Origin of the sequence: Agrobacterium genomosp. 2 str. CFBP 5494, from assembly GCF_900013495.1 — a bacterium.
Taxonomy (GTDB): Bacteria; Pseudomonadota; Alphaproteobacteria; order Rhizobiales; family Rhizobiaceae; genus Agrobacterium; species Agrobacterium pusense.
The window spans coordinates 167,600-180,886 of record NZ_LT009720.1; the positions used below are offsets into that span (position 1 = coordinate 167,600).

12 protein-coding genes are annotated in these 13,287 nt (G+C 59.1%); 3 read left to right on the top strand and 9 right to left on the bottom strand.

Going from position 1 to position 13,287, the window contains the following annotated elements; all coding sequences use genetic code 11:
• Positions 1–4 precede the first annotated feature (4 nt).
• From AGR2A_RS25235 to AGR2A_RS25270, 7 genes are all read right to left on the bottom strand, one after another.
• On the bottom strand, positions 5–334 hold the full coding sequence (locus tag AGR2A_RS25235) for a hypothetical protein (RefSeq protein WP_139786412.1): 330 nt from the start codon (positions 332–334) through the stop codon (positions 5–7).
• A gap of 164 nt (positions 335–498) precedes the next feature.
• Positions 499–930, bottom strand: coding sequence for a c-type cytochrome (locus tag AGR2A_RS25240; protein WP_037094849.1), 432 nt, complete (start codon positions 928–930; stop codon positions 499–501).
• A gap of 141 nt (positions 931–1,071) precedes the next feature.
• On the bottom strand, positions 1,072–1,506 hold the full coding sequence (locus AGR2A_RS25245) for a c-type cytochrome (protein ID WP_077546207.1): 435 nt from the start codon (positions 1,504–1,506) through the stop codon (positions 1,072–1,074).
• The gene (locus AGR2A_RS25250; protein WP_072492781.1) at positions 1,503–2,987 is read right to left on the bottom strand and encodes a multicopper oxidase family protein; all 1,485 of its coding nucleotides are present in this window, start codon (positions 2,985–2,987) and stop codon (positions 1,503–1,505) included. Before AGR2A_RS25250 ends, AGR2A_RS25245 begins: the two co-directional genes overlap by 4 nt.
• A gap of 75 nt (positions 2,988–3,062) precedes the next feature.
• Positions 3,063–3,464: a hypothetical protein gene (locus tag AGR2A_RS25255; RefSeq protein ID WP_139786413.1), complete on the bottom strand. Its 402-nt coding sequence runs from the start codon at positions 3,462–3,464 to the stop codon at positions 3,063–3,065.
• Between the two features lie 70 nt (positions 3,465–3,534).
• Positions 3,535–4,674 carry a cytochrome D1 domain-containing protein gene (locus AGR2A_RS25260; RefSeq protein WP_225246839.1) on the bottom strand — a complete coding sequence of 380 codons (1,140 nt, stop codon included), beginning with the start codon at positions 4,672–4,674 and terminating at the stop codon, positions 3,535–3,537.
• Positions 4,675–5,644: 970 nt separating this feature from the next.
• Complete coding sequence (locus tag AGR2A_RS25270) at positions 5,645–6,169, bottom strand: cytochrome b (protein WP_052114352.1); 525 nt, start codon at positions 6,167–6,169, stop codon at positions 5,645–5,647.
• Positions 6,170–6,265: 96 nt separating this feature from the next.
• Here AGR2A_RS25270 and AGR2A_RS25275 point away from each other — a divergent pair, with 96 nt between their 5' ends.
• The 3 genes from AGR2A_RS25275 to AGR2A_RS25285 all read left to right on the top strand — a co-directional run bounded on the left by AGR2A_RS25275 (position 6,266) and on the right by AGR2A_RS25285 (position 9,413).
• Positions 6,266–6,979, top strand: a complete 714-nt coding sequence (locus tag AGR2A_RS25275; protein ID WP_072492784.1) for an IS6 family transposase — start codon at positions 6,266–6,268, stop codon at positions 6,977–6,979.
• A 423-nt stretch (positions 6,980–7,402) separates the two neighbouring features.
• Positions 7,403–8,077, top strand: a complete 675-nt coding sequence (locus AGR2A_RS25280; RefSeq protein WP_072492785.1) for a winged helix-turn-helix domain-containing protein — start codon at positions 7,403–7,405, stop codon at positions 8,075–8,077.
• Positions 8,049–9,413, top strand: a complete 1,365-nt coding sequence (locus tag AGR2A_RS25285) for a sensor histidine kinase (protein WP_234797296.1) — start codon at positions 8,049–8,051, stop codon at positions 9,411–9,413. The genes AGR2A_RS25280 and AGR2A_RS25285 overlap by 29 nt, the downstream gene beginning before the upstream one ends.
• Positions 9,414–9,529: 116 nt before the next feature.
• Here AGR2A_RS25285 and AGR2A_RS25290 read toward each other — a convergent pair whose 3' ends face one another.
• Together AGR2A_RS25290 and AGR2A_RS25295 are read right to left on the bottom strand one after the other, a co-directional pair.
• On the bottom strand, positions 9,530–11,740 hold the full coding sequence (locus tag AGR2A_RS25290; protein WP_080823508.1) for a copper-transporting P-type ATPase: 2,211 nt from the start codon (positions 11,738–11,740) through the stop codon (positions 9,530–9,532).
• 14 nt (positions 11,741–11,754) lie between these two features.
• Positions 11,755–13,221, bottom strand: a complete 1,467-nt coding sequence (locus AGR2A_RS25295; RefSeq protein WP_072492838.1) for a multicopper oxidase family protein — start codon at positions 13,219–13,221, stop codon at positions 11,755–11,757.
• Positions 13,222–13,287: the final 66 nt, after the last annotated feature.

The following is a 13,287-nucleotide window of genomic DNA, read 5'->3' on the forward strand; positions in this document are numbered from 1 at the left end:
TTCCTCATGAGACCGGCAGGAGGCAGAAGGTGCGCCAGAGATCCTGCTTCCAATCCCCCGGCTCGGGCGAATCCGACAGCATAAACTCTGATTGGCCGATCATGACGGCCTTCGGCGCGGCGCATCGTACCTTTGCAAGGTGGGCGCTGTGGTCGATGAATCTGATCTGACCCTCGGGTCCGCGCTCCGTGAGCGCGACTTGCACATCGAAATTATATTCCGGGTCAAGAGAGGTTGCCGCGACGGTCACGGACAGGCTGATGGTCGTTTCATCCGCGAAATAAGACGTATGAAACGGCTGATCCTCTTGGGCATTTGACGCCGACACCAGCAAAGCCTGAACGACAAATGCGCATGTTATGCCAGTTCGCATTGCACACCCCTCCCATAGGCGACTTGGCCGCCTCATCCTATCACACCACAACTCCACTCGCAGCCGCCCGATTTCCTCAAACCCGCCTCGACAGGTCTGGCAGGGTATCTCGCCGCCAATGCTCCTCAATTGATGCCGTTCGCCCGCTGAAGCTCGCGCACATAGGCCACGATCGTAGCGACGTCGGCCCTCGTCAGACCCGGCTGAGGAGGCATGTTTCCGAATTTCCAGTGATGCGCGCGCACGCCGTTGGCGACGGCCATTTCAAAGGCGTAGTCTCCGTGGTGAGAAGGTTCGTATATCCGATGGATGAGCGGCGGGCCGGCATCGGTTCCGGCCGCGTTCTTGCCGTGGCACGCTGCACAGACGGCGTTGAAAGCTCGTTCTCCCATCTTTGCGGTGTCGGACAATGACGAAGGCACGACAACCGACAATGCCGTCCCCTGGCCCGATACTCCTCTTCTGGCTTCGTCTTCCGATCCGGTTCGATTCCAAAGCGCAAAGCCCGCAACCGCTGCCGCGGCGACGAGCAGAGCGAAGACGTTTCTCTTGTTCATTTGTGAATCCTTATGTCTTTAGGCCGCCGAACACCCTCTCTGCCGCCATCAACTGCCGAACCCGTCGGCATGAATGTGGTGGTGGGGCGGCGCGCGATGGCGATGTGGGGCCACGAAATTGTTTTCGTGGCCTCCGGCGTGTCAGCCGTTCGAGATGCGGCGTTGGTAGTCTGCCTCTCGCTGCGGCCAGGTACTCTTGATGTAGTCGAGGACAGCCTCGATCTCGGCGGAGGTCAGAGCCTCCCGAAAGCCGGGCATGTCACTCTCGTAGCCACCGCCAACCACCGCGGCGGTCCCATCGGTGATGATTGCGAGGAGCTGCCTGTCCGAATGATGCCAGGTGTGACCGGTCTCGTCATGCGGCGGCGCCGGAAGGCGGCCGCTCGTGCCCGGGCTGCGCCAGTCGGGCTGGCCTTCGAGTTTCGTGCCGTGACAGCTCGCACAGTTCGCTAGATAGACTGCCCGGCCAAGGGCGATGCGATCGCTCGCCTCCTGACCGGATCGTCCCTTTCCGACCAAGATCGCACCGGCCGCCGCCAGGAGAGTTGCGGCGACCGCGATCCAGAGCGGTTTCATGCAGCGATCCTGAACTCGGTCATCATCCCGGTGGCCAGATGCGGCATATGATGGCAATGCAACATCCAGCTCGCGGCCTCGCCGGCATCAAGGGCAACAGTGACCATCGACATCGGCGGTATGTACACGGTATCGCGGCGCGCACCTTCGAAGCGTCGCCTGTTGATGCCAACAACCTGGAATGCATGCCCATGCAGATGCATCGGGTGCCCCATCATCGACATATTGTGGAACACAAGTTCCACCCGATCGCCGCTCGTTGCGGCAACCGGCCGATGCTTGCCCCATGTTGCTCCGTCGATGGTCCAGACATAGGGCTGCATCGAGCCGCCGAGCATGATCATGTGGCTTCGATCCACCGGACGGGCGGCAAGCGTGTCGACAGCGACCAGCCGTGACTCCTGAGACAAGTCCGTGTCGAAGGCCGGGGCGTCATTCGCTGAAAGGGAATCGATCCTGTCGATCGTGGCGCCCGCGGGGGCGAGAATAATGCCGGTCCTTTCACGTTCGCCCTCCCTGAGCGCCAGAATCGGCCATGCGCGGGTCTCATTTGGAAGGTCGATCTCCAGGTCGAGGCGCTGCCCCATGGCCAGCCCGAACCGCGAACCCGCGACCGGCTGGACCTCATGCCCGTCGACGGCGACGAGCCGGGCTTGTGCTTCGCCCGTGTCGATCCAGAAAACGGTGGCTGCGGCTGCGTTGATGACACGGAGGCGAACCCGGCCGCCGCGTTCGACCTGAACGACATCGGGATCGGACAGGGTTCGGTCATTGGCGAGATAGGCATCCCAGTCGTAGTCGTTGAGATCCATCGCCATGTTACCCATATCCATGGCCATCGAGCCCATTCCCCCGGCCTCGCCCTGGTTCATTCCAGGCATGCCGCCATGGTTCATGCCTTGCATCGCGCGTGACATGCCGGCAGCGCCATGTCCATCAGCGCTTGCGCTGGTGATCTCTTCCAGCACTTCTTCCGGTGTCTTGAACGCGAAGTCGTGCAGGAACAGGACGACTTCCTGCCGATCGGCGGATAGGTCTTCTGCCCTCCGGACGATCAGCGGCGCGGCGAGCAATCGCATTTCCTGGATCGGCACATGGCTGTGCATCCAGTGCGTTCCGGGCTGGGGCGCGAAATCGAAGCTGCGCGTTTCACTGGGCTGAAGAAGCGGCTGCGGCATATCCGGGACGCCGTCCTGAGCGTTCGGGGGAATCTGGCCGTGCCAATGAATGATCGTGGACTCGGCGAGATCGTTGGTCAGATCCACCCGAAATCGCTCGCCCGGATCGAGGAGCAGCCCCTGCCCGTTGGGACCAGCAAGTCCGAAAACGGTGGCCGGTCGATTGTCTATATCGAGCGTGCGGCTGGTGGCGGCCAGGCGGATCGCAGCCGCGTCCTGGCCGTAGGCCCTGATGGGGAAATGGGATGCAGCAAGCATGGCTGCGCTGGCGGCGAGGAAGCCGCGTCGTGAAAAGGTCGTCATATTCGTCACCTCGGGACGATCTGTCCCGCCTGAAAGGTCCAAATGGATCGCAGCGGGATCAGCCCCGCCGCAGGCTCAGAGGAGGCGCGATATAGGAGGGCGATCATTCCGGCCGGGAGCTGCCGCAACGAAGACGGCATCCGGCGGGAAGGGATATTTTTGCCGCGAGCTGATTTGCCTTGCCGAAGTACGCACAACCGGAAGCCAGGCCGATATTCCGGCGCAGGCGAAGGCGCACAATCCGGCATCTGCTTTGCAGGATTTCCCTTCGCTGCAAGCGGCCATCGAAGAAGAGGCTTGCTCCATGTGCTGCGTCAGCGCGGCGCGTTCCAACATCCCGGACATGCGGGTCTCGTGTGCTTGAACGGCAAAAGAAGCAGCGGCAAGCGAGATGGTTGTAACAATGATAAGCAACGCGCGAAGCATGGGCAAAGAATAGAGCCTCGCCGACCCTTTGTCCATTGATGAAGCCTGCATGCCGGCCGTCCTGCTCATAGGTTTGAGGCTTAGGTCGTGCGGGGCGGCGAAGCGCCGCCCCGACGTTGCATCACTGCGCCTGATAGGTGACGCCGTTCGGTCCCTTGCCGACAGCATATGTCTTGACCACGGACTGGCTGCCGACGTCGATCTGGGAAACGGTCCCGGCCACGATGTTGGTGACGAAGACAAAGGCTCCGTCGGCAACGACCGTCACGCCGTGAGCGCCCTTGTCCGTCTGGATGGTCTTCACGACATTCCCGCCTACGACATCGATAACCGAGACCGTCTCATCCGGCTCCGTTTCGGTTCCCTGGTTCGCGACGTAAACCAGCCGGCCATCAGGCGTGGCGTAAACCTGGATGGGCGAACGGCCGACATTGATGCGTGCGATCACCTCGCGCGACTGCGTGTCGATAACGGCGACCTTGTTTTCATCGCGCAGCGAGACATAGACCCGCTTTCCGTCAGGTGTGAAGCCGACCTGGACGGGCGCAACGCCTACCTTGATCCTGGCAACTTCCGAAAGCGCCGTTGTGTCGATAACCGAAACAGTACCGTCCTGGACATTCGCGACATAGATGGCGCTTCCATCCGGGCTCATCCGCAGGCCGTGGGGGTAGTCGCCGGTGCCGACCGTGGCGACGACCTCGCCCTTGGCAAGATCAACGACCGACAAGCTGTCGTCTTCGGAATTCGAGACGTAGGCGCGATTGCCTTGCGCGTCTGCGATCACATGCGCAGGATGCCCACCCACGGGGATCGACGCCTTCACGCCGGAGGAAATATCGGCCGCGTCGAGGACGATCAATTGGCCTGCGACAGCGGCATCACCATGTCCGTCGCCGCCATGGCCAGCCCCATTGGACGCATGAGCGTCTTCAGCTTTGCCGGCGACCGGCAGGCCCACCGCCAGCACCAAATCTTTTCCCGATACGAACTGCACGTTGTGGGGCGTGATCGGGACCGGAACGATGTCGATCTTTTCCGTGGTAAGGTCGATGCGGCTAACGGTGTTGCCAAATTCATCGGCCGTATAGACGAAGCCGGTTGCAGCAGGCTCCGCTCGGACGGTGGCGGCGAACGGAATAGCAAGCACCAGGGCCGATGCCGTCGCGAAGGCCAGCATGGCCGCACGTCTGCGAATCGCGGTTGCTGTCAGGACTGCCGCGGTGATGGAAATCGAACGGGTCGAGTGGGTCTTTAACATGGTATTCAGCTCCTCGGCTCGCAGCCTTGCGGGCTGCTCGAGCACATCTTGAGGTGAGTTTGAAAAGTGGCCCGGCGTGCGGATACCGAAGACTTCCTCGCGTGCCGCTGCCTACCGATTTCGGCAAGGTCCGTGCATGGCCCTTTCTGGCTCGCCGGCAGCCGACGATTGGAGGCTATGTCACGTCGGCGTCACGCAGAACGGCTCGTCTCCTCGGCCGTATCGTTGGGCGGCCTAGGACGCGCACGGTCGGAAGACTAAGGCATTGTGCCAGTCCTCGGGTCGGCTGGAGCACACGGACAGAACAGGCCGAAGGTGCTCAGATGACCAAGATGGATCGCGGAGGTCGCTTCTGACGACGCAACTCCGCCGATGAGGGCACGGGCGATGCAGCCGGCGAGACTGTCTCGCCGTTCAACGTGCGCCAGCTCCAGGCCGTGTTCAGCGGAGCGCAGAGGAAGCACCCGAGGCTCGACAGGCAGTGACCGCTGTCGCACGGGTGCTCGGCGCCGCGTTGGGTATCGTTGTCGCAGGGCATGCGCACAAGGAGGTCGGCACAATCCCCAGCTTGAGTCATGAGCGCCGGGATGCCCTCCCTTGAAGCAGCACGCGCTTGATGCCCGCCATCTGTGAGAAACGCCGCAAGCCCGAACGCGATGGCGAGGAAAAGGATAAACCCGCGCCGCAAGGCGGTCGCCCAATTATGCGACCTTCTGAACGCCTTGACCATTGTCACGCCGGCGGCCACCACGGCTCATCCTTCGGTTTGCTTGAATGTAGAAACTGGGGGCAAATCTAGCGCAGATCCAGAATGATCACTTTGCGCTGCATCAAACACGTAGGGATCAATGCTTGCGAGGCCGCTCACCGAAACGACCTGCGCGCCAATCTCCGCAAATGAGTGTGCTGCTCGCGCGGAGAAGCGCGCTCGACTAGATAGAATTTACCCGTGGGCTGACTGTCCGGCGCGCTATTTCGTGTTCCTGATCATTCGCCGCAGCACGTCGTCGCGACGCCAGAAGTGATGCCACAGAGCAGCGAGGGCGTGAGTGGTCGCAACGACCAGAAGCATCCAGCTCAGCAGGCTGTGCAGGGAAGCGATGCGGAACGTCACGTACATAGCGATCGTGCCTGTGATCGGCAGTGCGAGCAATAGGCCGTAGAGCACCGCATGAGTGACCCCTGCGATCATGCGCTCAAGCACCGACATGCCCTGGATCGGAGGTGGTCGGCCATATGTGAAGCGCAGAATAAGTTGACTGAGCGCCAGCGCCATAATCAGCCATCCGCTCCAGGCGTGAACCTGATGCAGGAAAAGGTCGAAGGGTTTAGGTTTCAAGAAAAGGTGCGCCATGTGCGTGCGTTGGATCGCCCAGGCCGTGGGGACCTGGATGATACACAGGATAAGGACCATCCAGTGCATCAAGCGCTGGTAGATCGAGAATGCGCCGGCCGAACGGTGCCGGCGTATCCAAATGGACAGCCGCCACGTCAACTTTCGACCTCGAAAAGGTCGCCTGCATGCGCGGCATAGTCCAGTGGGTGGCGTCGCCTTAACGGCCTGTTTGCACCAACGTGATATCGGGCTTTGATGACCGAGACCTCGCTTGCCCACTTCAGACGTCACCGCTTTCCTGCTCAGATCATCGCGCATGCCGTATGGCTCTATTTTCGGTTCCCGCTGAGCCTGCGCGACGTCGAGGATCTGTTGGCGGAGCGCGGCATCAGCGTCTCATTCCAGACCGTCTCGGAATGGGCGGCGAAGTTCGGTTTGAGATTTGCTCATCAGCTCCGGCGGCGCTCGCGGGGCCACTTTGCCGATAAGTGGCAACTCGATGAGATGGTGGTGACGATCAAGGGGAAGAAATACTGGCTGTGGCGCGCCGTCGATGCGAATGGTTACGTTCTTGACGCCCTGCTGCAAAGCCGAAGGAACAAGAGGGCTGCCCTGCGTCTGATGCGCAAGCTGCTCAAGAACCAGGGTACCGCACCGCGTGTGATGGTGACCGACAAGCTGCGTTCCTATTCCGCCGCAAAATCCCAGTTGATGCCGGGCGTCGAACATCGCTCGCACAAAGGGCTCAATAATCGGGCCGAGAATTCTCATCTTGCAGTGCGACGACGAGAGCGGCGCATGATGTGCTTCAAGTCCGCGCGACAATGTCAGCGTTTCGTCTCAACTCACGGGCAGATCGCCAATCTCTTTCTTCTTCACCGGAAATACCTGACCGCCGCCGATCATCGCCAGCTTCGTGCTCACGCCTTCTCCACCTGGCGGGAAATCGCTTTGTCGATTGAAGCCTGAAACACGCGACACACGTCTTCACCGCGCGCTAAAAACGGTTAAGGCGACGCCACCGGAACGAGACATTCGGATCGGAAGACGCAGTGGCAGTCTCTCCTGGCTGACCATGGCCCTGGGTGATCCTGCTAATCTGTGAAGCATCTGGATTGATCGGTTGATTGGCGAGTGCGGTGGACGCCAAGGCTGCGAATGCCAAAGAGAGAGAGAGGATTTTGGACTTCATCGAAGTTTCCTTTTCTGGTGCTGCCGATTGCAGCCCGTAGAGAATGAAACGAGACGTTTTCAAGCCAATTTCATCAGCTTTACAAATTTGTCAGAAATCTCCAACTTCATCGCCGTAACAAAACCCTAATCTCCGTGATGACAGGTACTTGCTATCGAATAACGTCGCGTGTGCCTCGACAAAATTAGTGAGAACGCCATATGAAACTCCTTCTCATCGAGGACGATGACCGAACAGCGGCCTATATTGTAAAGGGCCTGGAATCAGCTGGTCATGTCGTTGACCGTGTGGCAAATGGTCGTGAAGGTCTCTCTGCGGGTTTCGACTCTTACGATATTCTGGTCGTTGACAGAATGGTTCCCGGATTGGATGGTTTGACCGTTGTTAAGAGCTTGCGAAGCGCTTCGGTGCGAACGCCAGTTCTGTTCCTAACAGCCATGAGCGGTGTTGATGATCGGGTTGAAGGGCTTGAAGCAGGTGGTGACGATTACTTGGTGAAGCCGTTTGCGTTTTCGGAGCTGATGGCGCGCATAAACGCGCTTGTTCGCCGTCCCCCAATCTCAGTCGAGAAAACCGTGCTGTGTGTTGGTGATCTCGAGATCGATTTGATGAAAAGAACCGCGAGCCGCGCAGGAAATCCTCTCGACCTATTGCCGCGTGAGTTTTCATTGCTTGAAATATTGATGCGCAATGAAGGGCGGGTACTTACTAAGACGATGCTTCTAGAAAAAATATGGAACTTCAACTTTGATCCGCAAAGCTCCGTGGTCGAGACCCACGTAAGTCGGCTGCGCGCAAAAATTGATAAGCCATTTGACAAACCTCTTTTGCACACGGTTCGCAACAATGGCTACAGCCTTCATGCGCGCAGGTAGCCTTCTAAAAAGCACAGCTATTCGGCTCGCCGTTCTATACATTTCCCTATTCTTCGTAGCCTACCTTGCGGCGAACGTCGTCGCTTACCAAATGGTTTTGAGATTTCTCGATGAACGTCTCAATTCCAATGTTATGGAGCGGTTCAGAGAAATATCTGTGGCGTTCGACACGCGCGGGCTGTCGGGCGCGACCGATATGATCAGGAACCATGGCCCAGCTATACAGGGTGCGGAGACAATCTACACTCTGCGTGGGAATTCCGGCGAAATATTAGCCGGAAATCGACGAATATCTGGTGCTCCAGAAGGTTTTTCGAATCTATCGCCACAAGATCAGCACGATAGCGATAACAACTACAAACTCTTTAGAGGGGCTCTTGGAAATAATGATCTGATCGTAGGGATAAGCTATACAGATACAAATCAGCTGGCCGGTATTGTTCTCGTGAGTTTCGGTTGGACCACAGCCATCGTACTCACGATCGGTCTCGGGGGGGCAGGGATTCTTGCATACAGAAGTCGGCAGAGGATAGCCGCGCTATCAGATACAGCCTACGCCATCGGGCATGGAGAGCTTTCCAAGCGCCTGCGAATATCGAGGAGAATGGACGATATTGACGTTCTCGCCAGTGAAGTCAATGTGGCAATTTCCCGTCTTGAGGCCAGCGTCTTGGCTTTGACACAGGTAACAACTGATATTGCGCACGATTTGAAGACCCCCATCGGGCGGGCCTTCCTAATCCTTGATGATGCGCTGGAGGCTGAAAACTTGGCGGATTCAAAAGCCTCGATCGAGACAGCATTGCTGGAGCTCAGATCGATTGCTGATACTTTTGATGCGCTTTTGAGAATTGCTCAAATTGAGTCTCGCAGTCGGACAGCGAGTTTCAAGATATTCGATCTTTCAATTCTAGCTCGGGACATTTTTGAAATCTACGAGAGTATCGCTGCGGACTCTGGTTATATTCTATCCATTAAAAGCGATACGGAAATATGCTCGATCGTTGGTGATGCAGACCTTGTCAGTCAATTGCTGACTAATTTGTTGGCAAACGCAATGAGACATACCCCAGTAGGATCGCGAATTGAAATGAGCGTGCGCCGGGAAGCGAGTTTCATTGAGCTGACCGTTAGTGACGACGGACCTGGTATACCGGTGAACGAGGTGCCGCGGGTATTCGACCGATTCTATCGATTAGAGAAAAGTAGAACCACATTCGGATCCGGGCTTGGTCTCAGTATGGTAAAGGCCATCGCTGATCTCCACCAAGCGCATACTAGTGTAGCGGACAACTCGCCCGGGCTTAAGCTTACTATTTCATTTCCTGCTGCCTAGAAGATACTAGTTGACATTGATAGCTTAACACACCGCCTCTGATATGAATTTTCGCTGATAGAAGGCGACGGCGATCGTCAACGACATGGCCATCAGCAACCATGTTGGAACTAAATTCATAGCTTGATACTGCGGAGTCTGAGTGAGTTGGCGATCACGCTCACCGATGAAAGGGCCATGGCCGCCGCCGCGATAATCGGAGAAAGCAGAAGGCCGAAGGTCGGATAGAGGAGGCCGGCCGCGACGGGGATGCCGGCCGCGTTGTATATGAACGCGAAGAAGAGGTTCTGACGGATGTTTCGCATCGTCATCCGGCTCAACTGCCTGGCGCGAACGATCCCCTGGAGGTCTCCCTTCAAAAGGGTCACGCCCGCACTCTCGATTGCGACGTCCGTGCCTGTTCCCATCGCTATGCCGACATCCGCGGCCGCCAACGCGGGAGCATCGTTCACACCATCTCCGGCCATGGCGACAATGCGCCCTTCGTTACGGAGGCGCGCGACGATCTTGCTCTTATCTTCCGGCAAGACTTCAGCCTCAACTTCGGCTATGCCGAGCTTCAGTGCGACCGCCTTGGCCGTTGTCGTATTGTCGCCCGTCAGCATGACCACCCGAACTCCTTCGCCCACGAGAGACTGAACGGCCTCGGGCGTGGTCTCCTTGACCGGATCGGCGATTGCGAGAAGACCTGCAAGTGCGCCATCAACCGCCATGAAGATTACGGTTGCGCCTTCGTCGCGTAACTCCTCGGCCTTGGAAGCCATCGCGGACACTTCGACATTGGACTCGCCCATGATCCGATGGCTGCCCAGGATCAGGCTCCTGCCTTCGACCGTACCTGTCACGCCCTTGCCCACCGGGCTGTCGAAGTCCCGTGCGTCGCCGACCGGAATACCCCTCTCATTGGCGGCGTTTACGATGGCCAGCGCCAGCGGATGCTCGCTTGACCGCTCCAAGGTTGCTGCAAGGCGGAGTAGTTCCACTTCGGAAATGCCGTCACTCGGCGCGATCGCCGTCACCTTGGGTCGACCTTCGGTCAAGGTTCCGGTTTTGTCGACGACCAACGTGTCGATCTTCTCGAAGCGTTCGAGGGCCTCTGCATTCTTGATGAGCACGCCTAGCCTTGCGCCGCGGCCGACACCGACCATGATGGACATCGGCGTGGCGAGGCCCAGCGCGCAGGGGCAGGCGATGATCAGCACGGCGACCGCCGCTGTGAGGCCATGGGCGAAACGCGGCTCCGGGCCGATCAGCATCCAAGTGATGAAGGACAAGATGGCGATCGCGATCACCACAGGAACGAACCACCCTGACACTTCATCCGCGAGCCGCTGGATGGGAGCTCGGGATCGCTGCGCCTCCGCGACCATCCGGACTATCTGGGACAGCATCGTGTCGCGTCCGACCTTGCCAGCCTCCATGACGAAGCCGCCAGTCTGGTTCATCGTGCCTCCGATGAGCTTGGCTCCGACTTGCTTTGTGACCGGCATGGACTCGCCTGTGATCATGGATTCGTCCACGGAGCTTCGGCCTTCGAGAAGGGTGCCGTCGACGGGAATCTTCTCCCCTGGACGTACACGCAGCCTGTCTCCCACGACGACCGAATCAAGACCGATGTCCTCGTCGGTGTCGTCGGCCTTAACCCGCCGCGCCGTCTTCGGTGCGAGATCCAGCAGCGCACGGATCGCGCCGCCAGTCTGCTCACGCGCCCGAAGTTCGAGAACCTGCCCCAGCAGAACAAGCACCGTAATGACGGCGGCGGCCTCGAAGTATACTGCGATCGTGCCCTGAGCCGAGCGCAGGGTTTCCGGAAACGCACCCGGCATGACCGTTCCGACGACGCTGTATATCCAAGCGACCCCGGTGCCCATGGCAATCAGGGTGAACATGTTCAAATGGCGCGTCACCAGGGACTGCAAGCCGCGTTCGAAGAAGGGCCAGCCCGCCCAGATAACGACAGGAGTGGCGAGGACCATCTGTATCCAATTCGACGTCTGCGGCCCAAGCAGCATATGCAGGTTCGTCAGATGCCCGCCCATCTCGAGCGCCAGCACGGGAAGGGCCAGCATGAGGCCGACCCAGAACCTGCGCTGCATGTCCATGAGTTCTTCGTTGGGACCCTCCTGAAGCGTTGGCGCTTCCGGCTCTAGGGTCATTCCGCAGATCGGGCAGTTGCCCGGCCCGATCTGCCTGACCTGTGGATGCATCGGGCAGGTGTAAACGGTTCCTTCGCCCGCAGGCGATGTCTTTAGTGGGATCGTCTTTCCCACCTCGCCGGGTTGGACGTGATCGTGATGGTGGGCATGTCCATGATGGTCGTGTGCCATGTCAGGTCTCCTGATCACATCGCGCCGTCGTAGGTAACGTAGGTCATCATGCCTGTCGCCATATGATAAAGGTGATGGCAATGAAGCGGCCATCGGCCAGGATTGATCGTGTCGAACTCTACGGCGACTTCTGCCATCGGAGTGAGAAGGACGGTGTCGCGAACGGCTCCCGCGACATCCTCGCCATTGATGCGCACGACCTGGAAATGGTGCCCGTGCAGGTGCATGGGGTGCGCCATCATCGACATGTTCCGCATCGTCAGGCGAACTCGCTTGTCCTTGGAAACTTTCAGCGGTGCACCCGGCGATATGCTCCAAGTGTATGCGGCCATGTCACCTCCCAGTGTCAGTGTGAACTGATGGTCGGGCACGCGCGGGGAAATAGGTCTCCTTGCGCGGAGCTGCTGCTCGAGACCGAGATCGAGAACAGGCCCTGGGCCTGAAGAGGTGGTGCCGATCTTCGCGACAGTCGCGCCGCTGGTTGCGAGGACAATTCCGGTCTGCTCCGTCGCGCCTTCGCGGAGAGCGAGGATCGGATATGAACCGGAACCTGCTGGAAGCTCGAGCCGGATGTCCAGGCGCTGGCCCATTGAGATCGGGAAGCGGCTTCCCGCCACGGGCTCGACATCGATGCCGTCCACGGCGATCAGATTGCCGACGATCGCTCCCGTATCGACCGTGAATGCAGTGGCAGTCGCTCCGTTGATGATGCGAAGCCGAACGCGCCCCCCTTTCTCGGTTCTGATGACCTCGGGATCGTCCAGCGTGCGGTCGTTGGCGAGATATGCGTCGTATTCGATGTCGTTCAGGTCTGGTGACGACATCCCTTTCATCGGCATACTCATCGTCGACATGCCTATCATCGGCATCTGGTGCCCCTGCATGTTCGTCATAGTCTGCATCATGTTCTGTTGGCCCGACTGCATCCCTCCGTGGCCGGAACTGCCGCCCTTCAAGGTTTCCAACAGCTCCTCGGGTGACTTGAAGGAAAAGTCATGTAGCAGGACCACGACTTCCTGTTCGTCCCGGCTTCTGTCTTCGGCCGTCCGGACGATGAGCGGTGCCGCAAGCAGGCTCTGCTCCTGAAGCGTATGGGCATGCATCCAGTGTGTGCCGCCGGGTCCGACAGGGAAGGCGTATTCCCGACTCTGTCCGGCAGGGAGCGGCGCGGCCGGATTTTCCGGTACGCCGTCCATGTCCCACGGCGGTGTCAAGCCGTGCCAGTGGATGAGCGTGTCCTCCTTGGACTCGTTGATAAGGCGGACATTGAAGTCCGAGCCTGCATCAAGGACCAGACCGGGCCTGCTGTTGCGGTCGGCCAGCCCGTAGACGGTGGCGGCCTTGCCGTTCACCTCCAGGGTTCTGGTTCCGATGATGAGATCCACGGCGGCTGGATTCGCAAACGCACTTCTGGAATTGAGGATGGGAGAGACGGCTGCCGCCCCTGCGGCCAGCGTCTTCAGAAATTGACGGCGATACATGATATGCCTCTTTGTCCTTGTCGGCATGCCGACATTGCTGATGATGGTTTTCCGCTGGAAGGCGGA

Excerpts from the sequence above, each read along its gene's own strand:
- AGR2A_RS25290 (WP_080823508.1), bottom strand. The coding sequence starts at position 11,740 with ATGGCACACGACCATCATGGACATGCCCACCATCACGATCACGTCCAA.
- AGR2A_RS25295 (WP_072492838.1), bottom strand. The coding sequence starts at position 13,221 with ATGTATCGCCGTCAATTTCTGAAGACGCTGGCCGCAGGGGCGGCAGCC.
- AGR2A_RS25245 (WP_077546207.1), bottom strand. The coding sequence starts at position 1,506 with ATGAAACCGCTCTGGATCGCGGTCGCCGCAACTCTCCTGGCGGCGGCC.
- AGR2A_RS25260 (WP_225246839.1), bottom strand. The coding sequence starts at position 4,674 with ATGTTAAAGACCCACTCGACCCGTTCGATTTCCATCACCGCGGCAGTC.
- AGR2A_RS25275 (WP_072492784.1), top strand. The coding sequence starts at position 6,266 with ATGACCGAGACCTCGCTTGCCCACTTCAGACGTCACCGCTTTCCTGCT.
- AGR2A_RS25240 (WP_037094849.1), bottom strand. The coding sequence starts at position 930 with ATGAACAAGAGAAACGTCTTCGCTCTGCTCGTCGCCGCGGCAGCGGTT.
- AGR2A_RS25285 (WP_234797296.1), top strand. The coding sequence starts at position 8,049 with ATGGCTACAGCCTTCATGCGCGCAGGTAGCCTTCTAAAAAGCACAGCT.
- AGR2A_RS25280 (WP_072492785.1), top strand. The coding sequence starts at position 7,403 with ATGAAACTCCTTCTCATCGAGGACGATGACCGAACAGCGGCCTATATT.
- AGR2A_RS25250 (WP_072492781.1), bottom strand. The coding sequence starts at position 2,987 with ATGACGACCTTTTCACGACGCGGCTTCCTCGCCGCCAGCGCAGCCATG.
- AGR2A_RS25255 (WP_139786413.1), bottom strand. The coding sequence starts at position 3,464 with ATGCAGGCTTCATCAATGGACAAAGGGTCGGCGAGGCTCTATTCTTTG.